The organism is Phenylobacterium haematophilum (genome assembly GCF_014196295.1).
GTDB lineage: Bacteria > Pseudomonadota > Alphaproteobacteria > Caulobacterales > Caulobacteraceae > Phenylobacterium > Phenylobacterium haematophilum.
The window spans coordinates 266187-282766 of sequence record NZ_JACIDK010000005.1 but is presented as its reverse complement, the minus strand read 5'-3'; the positions used below and the strand labels follow the sequence as shown (position 1 = coordinate 282766).

Genomic DNA, 16580 nt, shown 5'->3' with positions numbered 1-16580 from the left:
CGATTGCTCTAGACCCGCCGGCGGCGCGCCGCTAGCGGCCACCAACGCGCTTGCGCTAAGCAGACGCCATGAAGACCCGGCCTGACCTCATCGCCTTCTTCGACGCGAACGGCGTCGAGCACCACACCACCGACCATGCGGCCGTCTTTCGGGTCGGCGAGGGCGAAGGCATCAAGGACGACATTCCCGGCGCCCATACGAAGAACCTGTTCCTCAAGGACGCCAAGGGCCGGCTGTGGCTGATCTCGGCCCAGGACGACACCCAGATCGACCTCAAGCGCCTGCACACGGTGATCGGCTCGGCGCGGCTGTCGTTCGGCTCGGCGGAGCTCATGGAGGAAGTGCTGGGCGTGACGCCGGGCTCGGTCACCGCCTTCGCCCTGATCAACGACGTGGAGCATCGCGCGACCTTCGTGCTCGACCGCCGGCTTGCCGAGGCCGAGCGCGTGAATTTCCACCCGATGACCAACACCGCGACCACCGGCGTCTCGCAGGCGGGCTTCGCCAAGTTCCTGCAGGCGCTGGGGATCACCCCCCTGATCGTCGACTTCGCGGCCATGGCCGTGGTCGAAGACGCCTAAAGCCCCGTTGAAGCGGCGGCGCTAAGGGACCATTTTAGCGCCCGGACGCGTTACGTTCCGACAACCCCGTTTGGAAGACCTGTCATGAGCCTGATCGGCGAGACCCAGCCCCAAGCCGCCGCCGGCGACCTGATCAAGGACGGCACCGACGCCAGCTTCGTGGCCGACGTCATCGAGGCCTCGAAGGAAACGCCGGTCATCGTCGACTTCTGGGCCACCTGGTGCGGTCCGTGCCGCCAGCTCGGCCCGTCGATCGAGAAGAACGTCCTGGCCGCCAAGGGCAAGGTCAAGCTGGTCAAGATCGACATCGACTCCAACCCGCAGTTCGCCGGCCAGCTGCGCGTACAGTCGATCCCGGCGGTGTTCGCCTTCGTCGGCGGCCGCCCGGTCGATGGTTTCATGGGCGCCCTGCCCGACAGCCAGGTGAAGCAGTTCGTCGACCGCATCGCCGGCCAGGCCCCGGCCAACGCCACCGACGAGCTGCTGGCCATGGCCAAGGAGAGCCTCGAAGTCGGCGACATCGGCGGCGCGGCCCAGGCCTACGCCCAGGTGCTGCAGGCCGAGCCCGATAACGTGAAGGCCATCGGCGGCCTGGCCCGCTGCTACCTGACCGGCGGCGACCCCGAACGGGCGGCCGAGATCGCCGCCATGGCCCCGGCCGACGCCAAGGACGCCGATCTCGACAGCGTGCGCGCCGCCCTGGCCCTGGCCGAGGAAGGCCCCAGCGAGACCGGCGCGTTCGAGCAGCGCCTGGCCAAGGACCCGAACGACCACGAGGCCCGCTACGAGATCGCCAAGGCGCTGGCCGCCCGCGGCGCCTGGGCTGAGGCCTCGGACCATCTGCTTACGATCATCGCCGCCGACCGCGAGTGGAACGACGAGGCCGCCCGCAAGCAGCTGCTGACCATCTTCGAGGCCGCCGGTTCCGGCTCCGACATCACCCGCGCCGGCCGCCGCCGGCTTTCATCCATCCTGTTCTCATGAGGAAGGGCCGCATCATGCCGGCCGCCGCTTTTCGCAGAGCTTCAGACCTCCCGCAGGTGATCCCGGTGTTCCCGCTGGACGGGGCGCTGCTGCTGCCGGGCGGCGACCTGCCGCTGCAGATCTTCGAGCCGCGCTACCTGAACATGATCGACGACGTCATGGCCGGGGACCGCATGATCGGCATGGTCCAGACCCGCGCGGGCGGCGATCGCACGCGGCCGAACCTGGCGAGCGTGGGATGCGCCGGCCGGATCACCAGCTTCTCCGAGACGTCGGACGGCCGCTACCTGATCACCCTGACGGGGATATGCCGCTTCCAGATCCGGGAAGAGCTCTCGGTGGCCACGCCCTATCGTCAGGTGCGGGCCGAGTTCGATCCCTACTCGGAGGACCTCAGCGTCGACGCGGCCGAGATCCCGGCCTTCGACCGTCGCCGCTTCGCCGGGGCGCTCAAGCGCTATCTGAACCGTCGCGAGCTCGACATCGATTGGGAGACCGCCGAGACCGCGCCGCTGGAAAGCCTGGTGACCTCGCTGGCCATGGGCCTGCCGTTCGAGCCGGCCGAGAAGCAGGCGCTGCTGGAAGCCCCCACCGTCGCCGACCGCTGCGAAGCCCTGACCGCCCTGCTCGAGATCGACAGTCTCGAAGCGGACGATGACGGCCCGCAGTCGATCCAGTAGAAGCGCGCCATGTCCGACGCTCTCGCCCCGCTCGCCCTCACCGCCGACGTCGATCCGCGGCTGTTGGAAATCCTCGTCTGCCCCGTCACACACGGGCCGCTGGTCTATGACCGCGCCGCCGGCGAGCTGATCAGCAACGGCGCCAAGCTCGCCTATCCGATCCGCGACGGCGTGCCGATCATGCTGCCGGAGGAAGCGCGGACCATCGACTAAAAATGGATGTCATCCCGGAAAGCGCAGCGCTTGTCCGGGACCCACAAACACCTGATGGCTTTGGCGTTTGCTGGGGCTCGCCCCATTTCTGCAGAGGCGGCGCGACCTACAGCGCCTCGCCGCGCAGCAGACGCGGCAGGTCGCCGGTCGCGCCGCCGGCGTCTTCCATGAAGAACCGCCGCGCCGGGCCGATGCGGTTCACCGCCGACATGCCTATCCCGCGGGCCAGGCGCAGCACCGGATTGTCGTTCGAGAACAGCCGAGTGAACACGTCGGTCGCCGCCGCCAGCATCACGGTGTCGAAGCTGCGCCAACGGGCGTAACGCTCCAGCACAAGCTCCGAGCCGATGTCCTCGCCCAGCCGCGCCGCCTCGACCAGCACCTGGGCCAGCGCCGCCGCGCCCTTGAGGCCGAGGTTCAGCCCCTGGCCGGCGATCGGGTGGATGCCGTGCGCCGCGTCGCCCAGCAGCACCGCCCGCGGCGCCGTCATCCGCTCGGCCAGCTGCAGCGACAGCGGATAGGTGAACACCGGCCCGTCCAGCGTCGCGGCGCCGAGGAACTCCCCGAACCGGCGCTGCAGGTGCGCGTGGAACGCCTGCGGCGAGGCGGCATTCAGCGCTGCGGCCTTGGATCGGCTCTCGGTCCACACCAGGCTCGCCCGATCTTCCGTCAGCGGCAGGATCGCGAACGGGCCGCCGGGCAGGAAATACTCGTGGGCGACGCCCTCGTGGCCGCGGGCCAGCCGCACCGTCGCGACGACGCCGGTCTGCGGATAGTCCCAGCCGGTGACGCCGATGCCGGTCGCCTTGCGCACCACCGAGCCGCGGCCCTCGGCGCCGACGACCAGCGGCGCGCGCAGAACCCGGCCGTCCTCCAGGGTCACGCTGGCCCCTCCGGCGCCCAGCTCGACGCCCGCCACCCGGGCCGGGGCCTCGACGCGGATGCCGGCCCGGCCGACCCCGGCCGCCAGCGCCGCGCGGGTGCGGCGGTTCTCCATCATGTAGCCGAGCGGCTCGCCTTCCGAACGGTCGGCGATCTCCGCGGAATCGAAGCGCAGATAGAACGGCGTCGGCGCCCGCGCGGCCGCCCCCGGCGAAAAGCCGTCGGTGACCAAAATCTGTTCTATGCGCTGAGCGTAGGGCTCGATCTCGGCGGCCAGGCCCAGGGTCCGCCACTGGCGGAACGAGGCGAAGGCGATGGCCGAGGCGCGACCGTCGAAAGTCGGCGCCAGCTGGTCGTCGAACACCACCGGATCGATGAGCAGCGGCTCCAGTCCCGCGCTCTTCAGCGCCAGCGCCAAGGTCGCCCCCGCCATCCCGGCGCCGGCGATGATCACGTCCGCATCGAAGGTCTCAGCCATGGGCGGATATGCCGACGAATGAAGGCAAAGGTCCAGGCCGAACCTCGACGCCGGCGCGGCGAAGGCCGACCTCTTTAGGCCCAAGGAGAGTTGGAGCCGCCATGCCCTTCGCCGCCGACGAACGCGCCGTCCTCCTCGCCGTGAAGGGCGTCGGCCCGACCGTGGTGCAGCGCCTGGAGCAGGTCGGGATCGAGGATCTCGCCGCCCTCGCCCGCCAGGACGCTGGCGCGGTCTGCGCGGCGGCCTCCGCGCTGGTCGGCTCGACATGCTGGCGCAACAGCCCGCAGGCGCGCGGGGCGATCGCCGCCGCCATTGCGGCGGCCCGCGCCCACCTCGCGGACGCCTGACGCCGTGGCTAAGGATCAGCCGCCGTTCGGCGCTTCGGAAGCCGACTACGAGGCCTGGGCACGCGGGGAGGTCACTCGCTGGCGCGGCCAGATGCTGAAGGCCCCGAACCTGCTCGACAAGACCACCCGCGGCGTCCAGCAGAAGATCAACAGCGTCATCCCCGAGCAGGTGCACAAGACCGCCACCGCGGTCATCGAGCAGATGACCCGCGCGATCCTGACCGGCTCCAACGTGGTCACAGCCCCGCCGTTGCTCGATGCGCCGCTGGCGGTCCGCGACGCCCGCGCGATCACCACCATCGGGACCTACCGCACCACTGCGGCGGTCGAGGGCGGCGTGGCCGGGGCCGGCGGCTTCTGGCTGGCGGTGGCCGACTTCCCCGCGCTGATCACCATCAAGCTCAAGCTGCTGTTCGACCTGATGGCGATCTACGGCCACTCGGGTAAGGACTTCTCCGAACGGCTCTACCTGCTGCACATCTTCCAGCTGGCCTTCTCATCGGCCGCGCACCGCGCCGAGGTGTTCCGCGCCATGGAGGACTGGGACGCCCACGCCCATCCCCAACATCTGGACGACTTCGACTGGCGGCGCTTCCAGCAGGAGTACCGGGACTACATCGACCTGGCCAAGATGGCCCAGCTGATCCCGATCATTGGGGCTCCGGTCGGCGCGGTGGTCAACTGGCGGCTGACCCAGCGGGTCGGCGACATGGCTATCAACGCCTATCGCATGCGCCGGCTGGGCTGAGCGCCCTCGCCGCCCCGCGGCTTTCCGTATCGCGCATGTTTCTTGGACGCACTCGTCCACTTTACCCATTGCGGCCTGTCCGAAGTCGCCCTACTTCGGTCTTGATTGGACTAATGCGTCCACTTTTCGATTTTCAGGCGCTCCACATGGCGGTTTTGCCCAAGAAACTCGTGCCCCTGGCCGTCGGCGGGGTCGTTACCGTCGGCCTCGTGATCGGCGGCGGCGCCTGGTGGATGAACAAGCAGAAGTTCGAAGCCACCGACAACGCCTTCATCCAGGCCGACAAGGTCACCGTCGCCCCGCAGGTCGACGGCTACGTCGCCGAGGTGCTGGTCGCCGACAACCAGCACGTCCAGGCCGGGCAAGTGCTCGTCCGTCTCGACACCGCCCCGCTGAAGGCGGCGCTGGCCAAGGCCGAGGCCAACGCCGCGGCGCTGGACGCCGCCGTCCGCGCGGTCGACGACAAGGCCCGCCTGGAACAGGCGCTGATCGCCCAGAAGGCGGCCGGGGTCGCCTCGGCCCACGCCGAGTCCCAACTCGCCCAGGCCGAGCTGGCCCGCTACGGCGTCCTGGCCGGCCAGGGCTGGGTCTCCCCGCAGCGGGCCCAGTCGGCCCGCGCCGCCGCCAGCCAGGCGGCCGCCAGCGTCGACCAGGCCAAGGCCACGCTTGAGGCCGAGCGCCGCAGCGCCGAAAGCCTCGGCTCGGCTCGCGATCAGACCGTCGCCCAAGCGAACGCCGCCCGCGCCGCGGTCGAGCAAGCGCGCATCGACCTCGACCGCGCCGAGATCAAGGCCCCCGCCTCCGGCGTCGTCGGCGCCCGTGCCGTGCGCACCGGCCAGTACGTGCGGCCCGGTTCGTCGCTGATGACCGTCGTGCCGCTCGGCCAAGCTTATGTGGTCGCCAACTTCAAGGAGACCCAGGTCGCGCGTCTGAGGATCGGCCAGCCCGTGACCATCAAGGCCGACGCCTTCGGCAAGCAGGAGATCAAGGGCAAGATCGACAGCTTCGCTCCGGCCACCGGCTCGGAATTCGCGCTGATCCCGGTCGAGAACGCGGTCGGCAACTTCACCAAGATCGCCCAGCGCCTGCCGGTGAAGATCGCCGTCGACCCGAGCTCGCCCCTGGCCGGCGCCCTGCGCCCGGGTCTGTCGGTCGCGGTCAAGGTCGACGTCACCGCCGACACCGGCCCGAGCTTCGCCGAAGCTGCGCCCTCGGCCGAGTACGCCCGGCGCGGCGTCGCCCGCTAAGGACCCGCGGCCGTGACCGACGCCGCCGTCGACCCCAAGCCGGGCGCCGCATCCGCGCCGCCGGGCGGTCACGTGACCGCGTCGGGCGAGGTCGACTGGATCAAGATCTTCCTCGGCTTCGGCGGGATGGTGATCGGCCAGTTCATGGCCACCCTGGACATCCAGATCGTCGCCTCCTCGCTCAGCCAGATCCAGGCCGGGGTCGGGGCCAGCGCCGACGAGATCAGCTGGGTGCAGACCATCTATCTGCTGGCCGAAGTGGTGATCATTCCGCTCACCGCCTACCTGACCAAGATGTGGGGCACGCGGCCGGTCTACGTGTTCGCCGCCGCCGCCTTCATCGTCACCTCGATCATGACCGGCCTGTCGACCAGCATCGAGATGATGATCGTCACCCGCGCGCTCCAGGGCTTGGCGGCCGGGGCGATGATCCCGGCGGTGTTCGCCACCGCCATGACCGTGTTCCCGCCGGAAAAGCGGGTGATGGCCAACGTCACCGTCGGCCTGATCGTCACCCTGGCGCCGACCATCGGCCCGACCCTGGGCGGTCACCTGACCGAGGCGCTGAACTGGCGATGGCTGTTCTTCGTCAACATCCCGCCCGGCCTGCTGGTGATGTTCCTGGTCGGCCGCTACGGCGACTTCGACAAGGGCGACCCGTCGCTGGCCAAGGGCATCGACTGGTTCGGCCTGTTCACGATGACGGTGTTCCTGCTCTCGATGCAGTACGTCTTCGAGGAAGGTTCGAGCGAGGGCTGGTTCGAGGACGACCTGATCCTCTGGCTGACGGTGACCGCGGTGATCACCGGCGTCGTCTTCGTCTGGCGTCAGCTCACCTACAAACAGCCGATCGTCTCGCTGCGGCCGTTCACCGACCGCAACTTCACCCTCGGCTTCCTGATGAACGCCGTCTCGGGGATGAGCCTGTTCGGCGGCACCTTCATCCTGCCCCTGTTCCTCGGGCAGATCCGCCAGTACTCGGCGGCCGAAGTTGGCACCACCATGCTGGTCTCGGGCCTGACCATGTTCCTCAGCGCGCCGATTGTCGGCCGTGTCGTGCGGCTGATGGATCCGCGGATCTCGCTGGTCGCCGGCTTCGCACTGGCCGCCTACGGGGTCGGCCTCGGGGTCAAGGTCACCGCCGAGTGGGGCTTCTGGGAATTCGCCGCCCTGCAGGCGATCCGCGGCTTCGGAGTGATGGTCGCGATGATCGCGGCCCAGGCGCTTTCGGTCTCGACCCTGCCGGTCTCGATGATGAAGGACGCCTCGGGCCTGGTGAACCTGATCCGCAACGTGGGCGGGGCCATCGGCCTGGCCATCCTGACCACCATCCTCAGCGACCAGACCGCCGTGCACCTCTCGGAGCTGTCGGCGGCGATGACAGTGGCCAATCTGCAGGGCCAGGAGATGCTGGCCGGCCTGACCTCGATGATGGAGGCCCAGGGCCTGGCCGATCCGGAAGGCGCGGCCCGCAAGTTCCTGGGCATGGCCCTGCGCCGTGACGCGGCCGTGCTCGGCTTCGCTGACGGCTTCTACTTCCTGGCCCTGGGCTGCGCCTTCGCCGCCCTGCTCGGCTTCCTGGCCACGCCCGGCAAGAGCGCGCCGCCGCCCAGCGGCGGCGGGGGCCACTGATGCCCCGCGCCCCTGGCCAGATCGACCTCGCCAAGACCGAAGCCATCCTCGACGCCGCCGCCGAGGTGTTCGGCGAGCGCGGCCTAGCCGCCTCGATGGAGGAGATCGCCCGCCGCGCGCGGGTGTCGAAGCAGACGATCTACAATCACTATGGCTCCAAGCCGGAACTGATCCGCGCCATTGTCGACCGGCGGGTGGCCGAGATCACCGCCCCGCTGCTGGTGCCCGAGGCCGTCGACCATCCGCAGGAGGCGTTGGCCGCGCTGGGCCGCTCGATGCTGAACGCGGTGCTGACCGCGCGCGGGACCTCCATGCTGCGCATGACGGTCGAGAGCGCCGGCGAGCAGCCGGACCTGGCGCGGGCCTTCTTCGAGGCCGGCCCGGCCACCTCGCGCCGAAGGCTGGCGGAGTTCCTGAAGATGGAGACCGAGAACGGCCGCATGGCGGTGGACGACCCGGTGCTGGCCGCGGAATTCTTCGCCAGCATGGTGATCGGCGGCCACCAGATCGCCCAGCTGCTGGGGGTCGAGCGTCAGTTCTCGGCCGCCGAAATCGACCGGGTCGCGGGCGAGGCGGCCGCGCGCTTCATGAAGGCCTATTCCGCGTAGAACCTGCGGCGCCGCACAACCTTCACCGAACGATGATGCGGGCGCCATGCGCGTGGGCGATCAGCCCTTCAGTCTTAACTGGAGAGCAACCATGTTCGCCAAGTCCCTGGGCCTCGCCGCCCTCGTCGCCGCCGGCTCGCTCGCGCTCCCCGCAGCGGCCGCGACCACGATCACTCCGGTCGGCGTCACCGCCACCAACACCTTCCCCTTCTGGGGGACCTATAACGCCGAGAACCTGATCGACGGCAGCGGCCTGTCGGGCGGCCTGCACGACGCCGACTACGCCAACATGTGGATGACCGACCTGGGCGTCTCCGCCGCCGCCCTGACCTTCGACCTGGGCCAGACCTACAAGCTCTCGGGCGCCGACATCTGGAACTACAACTTCGGCGTCGAGGAATTCGCCTCGACCCTCGACCGCGCCTCCAAGGCCTTCAAGATCTCGATCTCGACCGACGGCGTCACCTACACCCAGGTGCTGGCCGGCGAGCTTGCGCGCGGGACCGGCAAGGTGCTGGCCGCCGAGAACTTCGGCTTCAGCGGCGCGGCTCGCTACGTCCAGATCGCCTTGGACGGCAATCACCAGAAGTATCCGGAGACCTACGGCTACGCGCCGATCGGCCTGTCGGAGGTGCGCTTCACCGGCTCGGCGGTTCCCGAGCCGGCCACCTGGGCGATGATGATCACCGGCTTCGGCCTGGCCGGAACGGCCCTGCGCGCGGCCCGCCGCCGCGACCAGAAGTTCGCCTGACGCGTCAGGGCGCGGTGAGCGGCTCCCAGGCCGCCATCGCGCCCTTGGCCACGGCCAGCAGCGTCTCCTCGCTGGCCCCGTCCCGGGCCTGGATCGACATGCCTTGTTGGACGGTGAGGTAGAACGCCGCCAGCGCCGCGACGTCCGTGCCGGGCGCCAGTTCGCCGACCTCGACGGCCCGCCGCAGACGCCTCTCCAACCCCGACTGTCCCTGCGCCCGGTTCTCACGCAGGGCGGCGCAGACGCTGGCGCTGGCCTCGGTCGGATTGAGCTGGGAAAGCACGACCATGCAACCGCGCGGCTTGCCCGGCCTTGAGAAGGAATGTGCGGTGGCGGTCAGGAAACCTGCCACTGCCGAGCGCGCGTCGGGCGCGTTTTCCACCGCGTCCCAGATCGCCGGCCCTTCGGTGCGGCCGTAGAGCTCGATCGCCTCGCGGAACAGCGCCTCCTTCGACCCGAACGCCGCATAGAGGCTCGGCGAGCCGATGCCCATGGCCTCGGTAAGGTCGCTGATCGACGCGCCTTCGTAACCCTTGGTCCAGAAGACTTCCATCGCCCGGACCAGGGCGGCGCTGCGATCGAAACTGCGGGGTCGGCCGCGTTCGGCCATGGTTCAACCTTTCTATATCGACCGATATATAAATCTCTTGACGGAACCGGACAAGCCGACCATCTGCTTTCTGTATCGAACGACACAGAAATGGAGCACCCCCGTGTCGAACCTCTCCGGAAAGCGCGCCCTGGTCACCGGCGCCAGCCGCGGCATCGGCGCCGCCATCGCCCTGCGCCTGGCGCGTGACGGCGCCGACGTCGCCATCAGCTACGAGCGCTCAGCCGACAAGGCGCAGGCCCTCGTCCGGCAGATCGAAGCCTTGGGCCGCACGGGCCTGGCGATCCAGGCCGACAGCGCCGACCCCGCCGCGGTCAAGGCCGCAGTCGACCGCGCCGCCGCCGAGCTGGGCGGGTTGGACATCCTGGTAAACAACGCCGGCATCGCCCGCGGCGTCGGGCCGGTCGAAGGCTGGACGCTTGAGGACATCGACCAGCTGCTGGCGGTGAACGTGCGCGGGGTGATCGTCGCGGCCCAGGCCGCGGCCGCGCACCTGCCCAAGGGCGGGCGGATCATCAACATCGGCTCGAATCTGGCCGAGCGGGTGCCCATGGCCGGCATCACCCTCTATGCGATGACCAAGTCGGCGCTGCTGAGCTTCACCAAGGGCTTGGCCCACGACCTTGGCCCGCAGGGGATCACGGTCAACCTCGTCCATCCCGGTTCGACCGACACCGACATGAACCCCGCCGCCGGCCCCGGGGCCGACCCGCAGCGCGGACGCATGCCCATTCCCGAATATGGACAGCCCGAAGACATCGCCAGCGCCGTCGCCTGGCTGGCCAGCCCCGAGAGCCGCTTCGCCAACGGCGCCGGCTTCGTCATCGACGGCGGGGCGAACGCCTGAGCGCACAAACGCGTGTCATCCCGGAGCTCCTGTCCGGAATCCATTACCGCCGGGCTGTCAAAAAGGCGCCGGTGTTCATGGGGCCCGGTCTTCGCCTGCGGCGAAACCGGGATGACAGCCTCGGCTTACTCGCTGTCCGAGCCGAGGCCCATCATGTGGAAACCGGCGTCGACGTGGACGATTTCGCCCGTGGTCGAGAGGCCGAGATCCGACAGCAGCCACAGGGCGCAGCCGGCGACGCCTTCCATTGAGGTGTCCTCGCCGAGCGCCGACATCGACCGGCCCTGGGCCAGCATGCCGCGGCCGCCGCTGATCCCCGCCAGCGACAGGGTCTTCATGGCCCCAGCCGAGATCGCGTTGACGCGGATCTTCGCCGGGCCGAGGTCGCGCGCCACGTAGCGCGTCGCCGCCTCCAGGCCGGCCTTCGCCACGCCCATGGTGTTGTAGTTCGGGATCGCCCGCTCGGACCCGAGGTAGGTCATGGTCACGATCGAGCCGCCGTTCGGCATCAGCTTCGCGGCGCGCTTGGCGCAGTCGACGAACGAGAACACCGAGATATCCATGGCGCGCAGGAAGCTCTCGCGCGAGGTGTTCTCGACGAACGAACCCTTCAGCTCGTCCTTGTTGGCGAAGGCGATCGAGTGAAGGAAGAAGTCGATCGCGCCATGCGCCTTCTCGACGGCCTCGAAGGCGGCGTCCATCGACGCGTCATCCTGCACGTCGGCCGGCACGATGGCCTTGGCGCCGACGCTTTCGGCCAGCGGGGTGACCCGGCGCTCCATGCCCGGCAGGTGCAGGAAGCTGAGCTCGGCGCCCTGAGCCGCCAGCTGCGAGGCGATGCCCCAGGCGATCGACTGGTGGTTGGCGACGCCGGTGATGACGCCCTTCTTGCCCTTCATCAGGTCGCCCTTGGGCATCTGATAATCTTCGGCCACGCGTGGTCTCCCTGGCGTTCTGAACTTCGTCGAGGGTTTGTGAACGGGCGCGCTGGGCTGCGCAAGCCGCGTTCGCGTGAGGCGCGGATGCTAGACCCGCGCCATCACCAGGCAGCCATTGGTGCCGCCGAAACCGAACGAGTTCGACATCACGGTCTCCAGCTGCACGTCCTTGCGCTCGCGCAGGATCGGCAGGTCGGCGAACTCCGGGTCGAGATTCGCGATGTGGGCGCTCTCGGCCGCAAAGCCGTTGTTGAGCATCAGCAGGCTGTAGATCGCCTCCTGCGCGCCGGCCGCGCCCAGGCTGTGCCCGGTCAGCGACTTGGTCGACGAGATCAGCGGCACGTTCGAGCCGAACACCTCGCGCACCGCGCCCATTTCTTTGGAGTCCCCGACCGGGGTCGAGGTGCCGTGCGGGTTCAGGTAGTCGATCTTGCGGCCGCCGAGATCGGCCATCGCCAGACGCATGCAGCGCACCGCGCCCTCGCCGGACGGGGCGACCATGTCGAAGCCGTCCGAATTGGCCGCGTAGCCGACGATCTCGCCGTAGATCTTGGCCCCGCGGGCCTTGGCGCGCTCGTACTCTTCCAGCACCACGATGCCGGCGCCGCCGGCGATCACGAAGCCGTCGCGATCCTTGTCGTAGGCGCGGCTGGCGGTCGCCGGGCGGTCGTTGAAGTTCGAGCTCATCGCGCCCATGGCGTCGAACAGGACGCTCAGCGACCAGTCCAGCTCTTCCGCGCCGCCGGCGAACACCACGTCCTGCTTGCCCATCAGGATCTGCTCGTAGCCCGAGCCGATGCAGTGGGTGGAGGTGGCGCAGGCCGACGAGATCGAGAAGTTCAGGCCCTTGATCTTGAACCAGGTCGCGAGGGTCGCCGAGGCGCCCGAGCTCATCGCCTTGGGCACCGCGAACGGGCCGACCCGCTTGGGGCCGCGTTCCTTGGCGGTGTGGGCCGCCTCGATGATCGCCTTGGTCGAGGGGCCGCCCGAACCGACGATCAGGCCGGTCCGCTCGTGGGAGACCTCCGCCTCCTCCAGTCCGGCGTCGGCGATCGCCTGTTCCATCGCGATGTGGCCGAAGGCCGTGCCCTGAGCCAGAAACCGCGCCGCGCGCCGGTCGACCAGCTTTTCCCAGTCGAGGCCGGGGTCGGCATGGACCTGCGAGCGAAAGCCCAGCTCTGCGTACTCGGGCGAGAAGCTGATCCCGGACTTGGCCTCGCGCAGCGAAGCCAGGACTGCATTGGCGTCAGCGCCAATGGACGAGACGATACCGATGCCGGTGATAACGACGCGACGCATGTGCCTGCCCGTGCTCTCAGACTAGGTCCTTGGCGTCGAACAGGCCGACGCGCAGATCCTTGGCTTCGTAGATCACCTTGCCGTCGGCCTCGAGCACGCCGTCGCCGATGCCCATGACCAGCTTGCGGATGATCACGCGCTTGAGGTCGATCTTGTAGACCAGCTTCTTGACCTTCGGGGTCACCTGGCCGGTGAACTTCACCTCGCCGACGCCCAGGGCGCGGCCCTTGCCGGGCGCGCCCGACCAGCCAAGGAAGAAGCCGACCAGCTGCCACATGGCGTCCAGGCCCAGGCAGCCCGGCATCACCGGGTCGTTGATGAAGTGGCACTGGAAGAACCAGAGATCCGGATTGATATCCAGCTCGGCTTCCAGATAGCCCTTGCCGTGCGCGCCGCCGTCTTCGGTGATCTTCACGATGCGATCGAACATCAGCATCGGAGGCACCGGCAGCTGGGCGTTGCCCGGGCCGAACATCTCGCCTCGGCCGCAGGCCAGCAGCTCTTCGAGATTGTAGTGGTCCTTGGCCTTGGCGCCCTGGATCATGCTTGGCTTTCTTGGCGGCGGCCCGCTGTTCCGGGCCTCGGGAATCGTGAATTTCAGGCCCTAGCAGAGCCGCGCGGCAGGCTCAACGGCTGCGCGCGGCGCCGGGGCGGCCCACTTTACACTGGATCGCGTCGGAAGTTCCCCAGAGTTCGCCCGCCTGAGCCCAGCCGGAGACCCCGTCGCTGCGCACCCGGCACCAGCCTTCCTCACAGTCCTTGACCAGTTCGGCGATCGATCGCGGGTTCAGGTAGGCGGTGATCTCGGCCTCGGCTCGCGGCTTTTTGTGCAAGGCCAGACGCGTCGGCTTGACCCGCATGACCGTGGACTCGCCGCTGGTCAGCCGGCGATGCACCCAGGCCATTCCCCCGTCCGGATCGCAGATCCGCCGCCACTCGGTGTTCTCGGCGATCACCTGCACCGGCAGCCCCTTCGCCTGGTAGACCCACAAAAGCTTGTGATCTTCCCCCGGCCCGGCCCGCGCATAGACCTTGTCGAACTTCAGCGAGACGTAGCGCGGCACCGGCTGGCCGGACGGCGTCTGGCGCGGCGCCGCCTGGGCGGCAGGCGTCAGGGCGGCCGAAATCAACGCCGCCGTCAAAAAAACGGGCGTTACGCGCTTCCGCAGTCCAAAGGTACGTCGCTCGCCTTGGCCGTCCATGGGGGCTTTGCTAGAGGTTCTTCGTCACAACGCAAGGCGCGCCACGCGCAGTTAAAGATTCCTTTCAAACGCCATGGCCGCTCGAAAACCCAAAGTCATCGTCACCCGCCGCCTCCCCGACCCGGTAGAGACCCGGATGCGGGAGCTGTTCGACACCGAGCTGAACCTCGACGACGTACCGCTCGACCGCGAAGCGCTGATCAAGGCGGTGCAGCGGGCCGACGCTATCGTCCCGACCATCACCGACCATATCGACGCCGACCTGATCGCGGCGGCCGGCGAAAAGCTGAAGCTGATCGCCAACTTCGGGGCCGGGGTCGATCACATCGACGTGGCCGCCGCCAACGAGCGCGGCATCGCCGTCACCAACACGCCCGGCGTGCTGACGGAAGACACCGCCGACCTGACCATGGCGCTGATCATGGCCGTCTCGCGCCGGATCGTGGAGGGCGCCAACGTCGTGCAGGCCGGCGGGTTCACCGGCTGGACCCCGACCTGGATGATGGGCCGGCGGGTCAACGGCAAGCGGCTGGGGATCATCGGCATGGGCCGCATCGGCCAGGCGGTGGCGCGCCGCGCCAAGGCCTTCGGCATGCAGATCCACTATCACAACCGCAAGCCGGTCAGCCATGTGATCGCCGAGGAGCTGGAGGCCACCTACTGGGAGAGCCTCGACCAGATGCTCGCCCGCATGGACATCATCTCGGTCAACTGCCCGCACACCCCGGCGACCTACCACCTGCTGTCGGCGCGGCGGCTGAAGCTGCTGCAGCCGCACGCCGTGGTGGTCAACACCGCCCGCGGCGGCATCATTGACGAAGGCGCCCTGGCCGACCTGCTGGCCGCCGGCGCCATCGCCGGGGCCGGCCTGGACGTCTTCGAGTTCGAGCCGGCGATCAATCCCAAGCTGCTGACCCAGCCGAACGCCGTGCTGCTGCCGCACCTGGGCTCGGCCACGGTCGAGGCCCGCATCGACATGGGCGAGAAGGTGATCATCAACCTGAAGACCTGGATGGACGGCCACCGGCCGCCCGACCGCGTCATTCCGTCGATGCTCTAGTCCAAAGCTGTCATCCGAGTTTCGGCGCAGCCGAAGATCGGGACGACACGTGCGTCTAAGCCGCCGGACGCCCGCACACCTCGCACTCCGGGTCCGCGCCGATCCGCACGGTCCGGCTCTCGCCCGACAGTCCGTCATAGATCAGCAGCCGGCCGGCCAGCGGCTCGCCGGCTCCAGCGACCAGCTTGATCGTCTCCAGCGCCATCATCGAGCCGATCACCCCGGCCAGGGCGCCGACCACCCCGACGGCCGAGCAGGTCTCGACCTCGGGCGGGACCTCCGGCACCAGGCAGCGATAGCAGGGGCGGCCGCGAAACACCCCGACCTGGCCGGTCCAGCGGCCGATCGCGCCGGAGACCAGGGTTCGCTCGTGCTGAACGCAGGCGGCGTTGACCGCGAAGCGGGTCGCGAAGTCGTCGGTGCCGTCCAGCACCAGGTCGACCCCCGCGACCAGCGGCCCGACATTGCAGGGCTCCACATGCACCGGCGCGCAGTCGACGTGGACGTGCGGGTTCAGGGCGCGCAGCTGGTCGGCGGCGGCCTCGACCTTGCGGCGGCCGACGTCGGCGTCGCGGAAGATCACCTGGCGCTGCAGGTTGGAGGTGTCGACCACGTCGGCGTCGGCCAGCACGATACGCCCGATCCCGGCCGCGGCGAGATACAGCGCCGCCGGCGCGCCCAGCCCGCCGGCCCCGACGATCAGCACGCTTGCCGCCTTCAGCCGTTGCTGGCCCTGGCCGCCGACCTCGCGCAGCACCAGGTGGCGGGCGTATCGCTCGACTTCGTCGTCGGTGAAGCTCATCGTCTAACCCGTCCGTTCTTGGCGCTCGGCCGGCCGGTCCCGTCGCACCACGCTTGACCTCGCCCGTCCCCCTGGCCACATCGGAAGCCATGACGACAAGCTCGAACTCTTTTCCCGCCAGCTCTTTTCCGGATTGGCACGGCACCACCATCCTCGCGGTGCGCAAGGGCGGCAAGACCGTGATCGCCGGCGACGGCCAGGTGTCCATGGGCCAGACCATCGTCAAGGGCAACGCGCGCAAGGTGCGCACCCTGGCCGGCGGCAAGGTGGTGGCCGGGTTCGCCGGCGCCACCGCAGACGCCTTCACCCTGATCGAGCGGCTGGAAGCCAAGCTCGAGCAGTATCCGGACCAGCTGGCGCGCGCCTGCGTCGACCTCGCCAAGGACTGGCGCACCGACCGCTACCTGCGTCGGCTGGAGGCCATGCTGTTGGTCGCCGACAAGGACTCGATCTTCACCGTCACTGGCGTCGGCGACGTGCTGGAGCCCGAGACCGGCGTCGCCGCCATCGGCTCGGGCGGCAACTACGCCCTGGCCGCCGCCCTGGCCCTGGTCGACAGCGAACTCTCGGCCGAGGACGTCGCCCGCAAGGCGATGAGCATCGCCGCCAAGATCTGCGTCTACACCAACGGAGAGCTGACGGTTGAAAGCCTGTAGCCTGATCCTGGCTGC

At 69.2% G+C, this 16580-nt stretch carries 19 protein-coding genes and 2 pseudogenes; 14 read left to right on the top strand and 7 right to left on the bottom strand.

Annotation, left to right across the window (positions count from 1 at the left end; translation table 11 throughout):
* Positions 1–68: 68 nt before the first annotated feature.
* From GGQ61_RS17295 to GGQ61_RS17280, 4 genes are all read left to right on the top strand, one after another.
* Complete coding sequence (locus GGQ61_RS17295; protein ID WP_183775562.1) at positions 69–581, top strand: prolyl-tRNA synthetase associated domain-containing protein; 513 nt, start codon at positions 69–71, stop codon at positions 579–581.
* 84 nt (positions 582–665) lie between these two features.
* Positions 666–1565, top strand: a complete 900-nt coding sequence (locus GGQ61_RS17290; protein ID WP_183775558.1) for a thioredoxin family protein — start codon at positions 666–668, stop codon at positions 1563–1565.
* A 14-nt stretch (positions 1566–1579) separates the two neighbouring features.
* Positions 1580–2245, top strand: coding sequence for an LON peptidase substrate-binding domain-containing protein (locus GGQ61_RS17285; protein WP_183775556.1), 666 nt, complete (start codon positions 1580–1582; stop codon positions 2243–2245).
* A gap of 9 nt (positions 2246–2254) precedes the next feature.
* Positions 2255–2458, top strand: coding sequence for a Trm112 family protein (locus GGQ61_RS17280; RefSeq protein ID WP_183775554.1), 204 nt, complete (start codon positions 2255–2257; stop codon positions 2456–2458).
* A 106-nt stretch (positions 2459–2564) separates the two neighbouring features.
* Here GGQ61_RS17280 and GGQ61_RS17275 read toward each other — a convergent pair whose 3' ends face one another.
* Entirely contained in the window at positions 2565–3818 is a 1254-nt protein-coding gene (locus GGQ61_RS17275) for a UbiH/UbiF/VisC/COQ6 family ubiquinone biosynthesis hydroxylase (protein WP_183775552.1), read from the bottom strand.
* A gap of 101 nt (positions 3819–3919) precedes the next feature.
* Here GGQ61_RS17275 and GGQ61_RS17270 point away from each other — a divergent pair, with 101 nt between their 5' ends.
* The 7 genes and pseudogenes from GGQ61_RS17270 to GGQ61_RS22740 all read left to right on the top strand — a co-directional run.
* The gene (locus tag GGQ61_RS17270) at positions 3920–4165 is read left to right on the top strand and encodes a helix-hairpin-helix domain-containing protein (RefSeq protein WP_183775550.1); all 246 of its coding nucleotides are present in this window, start codon (positions 3920–3922) and stop codon (positions 4163–4165) included.
* Between the two features lie 4 nt (positions 4166–4169).
* Positions 4170–4913: an EcsC family protein gene (locus GGQ61_RS17265; RefSeq protein WP_343056174.1), complete on the top strand. Its 744-nt coding sequence runs from the start codon at positions 4170–4172 to the stop codon at positions 4911–4913.
* Positions 4914–5059: 146 nt separating this feature from the next.
* Positions 5060–6160, top strand: coding sequence for an HlyD family secretion protein (locus GGQ61_RS17260; RefSeq protein ID WP_183775548.1), 1101 nt, complete (start codon positions 5060–5062; stop codon positions 6158–6160).
* Positions 6161–6172: 12 nt separating this feature from the next.
* Positions 6173–7792 carry a DHA2 family efflux MFS transporter permease subunit gene (locus tag GGQ61_RS17255; RefSeq protein WP_343056172.1) on the top strand — a complete coding sequence of 540 codons (1620 nt, stop codon included), beginning with the start codon at positions 6173–6175 and terminating at the stop codon, positions 7790–7792.
* Positions 7792–8400 (top strand): TetR/AcrR family transcriptional regulator, encoded by a 609-nt coding sequence (locus tag GGQ61_RS17250; protein ID WP_183775546.1) that lies wholly within the window; start codon positions 7792–7794, stop codon positions 8398–8400. The genes GGQ61_RS17255 and GGQ61_RS17250 overlap by 1 nt, the downstream gene beginning before the upstream one ends.
* 46 nt (positions 8401–8446) lie before the next feature.
* Positions 8447–8977: pseudogene (locus GGQ61_RS17245) on the top strand (discoidin domain-containing protein); the annotation flags it as partial.
* Between the two features lie 63 nt (positions 8978–9040).
* Positions 9041–9151, top strand: a pseudogene (locus tag GGQ61_RS22740) (PEPxxWA-CTERM sorting domain-containing protein); the annotation flags it as partial.
* Between the two features lie 4 nt (positions 9152–9155).
* On the opposite strand, the gene GGQ61_RS17240 reads toward GGQ61_RS22740, so the two are convergent.
* Positions 9156–9761: a TetR/AcrR family transcriptional regulator gene (locus GGQ61_RS17240; RefSeq protein ID WP_183775535.1), complete on the bottom strand. Its 606-nt coding sequence runs from the start codon at positions 9759–9761 to the stop codon at positions 9156–9158.
* A gap of 103 nt (positions 9762–9864) precedes the next feature.
* Here GGQ61_RS17240 and GGQ61_RS17235 point away from each other — a divergent pair, with 103 nt between their 5' ends.
* Positions 9865–10608: an SDR family oxidoreductase gene (locus GGQ61_RS17235; protein ID WP_183775533.1), complete on the top strand. Its 744-nt coding sequence runs from the start codon at positions 9865–9867 to the stop codon at positions 10606–10608.
* A 125-nt stretch (positions 10609–10733) separates the two neighbouring features.
* Here GGQ61_RS17235 and GGQ61_RS17230 read toward each other — a convergent pair whose 3' ends face one another.
* From GGQ61_RS17230 to GGQ61_RS17215, 4 genes are all read right to left on the bottom strand, one after another.
* The gene (locus tag GGQ61_RS17230; protein WP_183775531.1) at positions 10734–11543 is read right to left on the bottom strand and encodes an SDR family oxidoreductase; all 810 of its coding nucleotides are present in this window, start codon (positions 11541–11543) and stop codon (positions 10734–10736) included.
* Positions 11544–11633: 90 nt separating this feature from the next.
* Entirely contained in the window at positions 11634–12845 is a 1212-nt protein-coding gene (gene fabB / locus GGQ61_RS17225; protein ID WP_183775529.1) for a beta-ketoacyl-ACP synthase I, read from the bottom strand.
* A gap of 16 nt (positions 12846–12861) precedes the next feature.
* A complete protein-coding gene (fabA, locus tag GGQ61_RS17220) occupies positions 12862–13389 on the bottom strand; it encodes a 3-hydroxyacyl-[acyl-carrier-protein] dehydratase FabA (RefSeq protein WP_183775527.1) in 528 nt (175 codons plus the stop codon).
* An 82-nt stretch (positions 13390–13471) separates the two neighbouring features.
* Positions 13472–13975 (bottom strand): SH3 domain-containing protein, encoded by a 504-nt coding sequence (locus GGQ61_RS17215; protein WP_246371015.1) that lies wholly within the window; start codon positions 13973–13975, stop codon positions 13472–13474.
* A gap of 145 nt (positions 13976–14120) precedes the next feature.
* Between GGQ61_RS17215 and GGQ61_RS17210 the strand changes: the two genes are divergently transcribed.
* Positions 14121–15107: a 2-hydroxyacid dehydrogenase gene (locus GGQ61_RS17210; RefSeq protein ID WP_183775523.1), complete on the top strand. Its 987-nt coding sequence runs from the start codon at positions 14121–14123 to the stop codon at positions 15105–15107.
* Between the two features lie 55 nt (positions 15108–15162).
* Here GGQ61_RS17210 and GGQ61_RS17205 read toward each other — a convergent pair whose 3' ends face one another.
* Positions 15163–15909, bottom strand: a complete 747-nt coding sequence (locus GGQ61_RS17205; protein ID WP_183775521.1) for a HesA/MoeB/ThiF family protein — start codon at positions 15907–15909, stop codon at positions 15163–15165.
* A gap of 89 nt (positions 15910–15998) precedes the next feature.
* Between GGQ61_RS17205 and hslV the strand changes: the two genes are divergently transcribed.
* The gene (gene hslV / locus GGQ61_RS17200) at positions 15999–16565 is read left to right on the top strand and encodes an ATP-dependent protease subunit HslV (RefSeq protein WP_183775519.1); all 567 of its coding nucleotides are present in this window, start codon (positions 15999–16001) and stop codon (positions 16563–16565) included.
* The last annotated feature ends 15 nt before the right edge of the window (positions 16566–16580 follow it).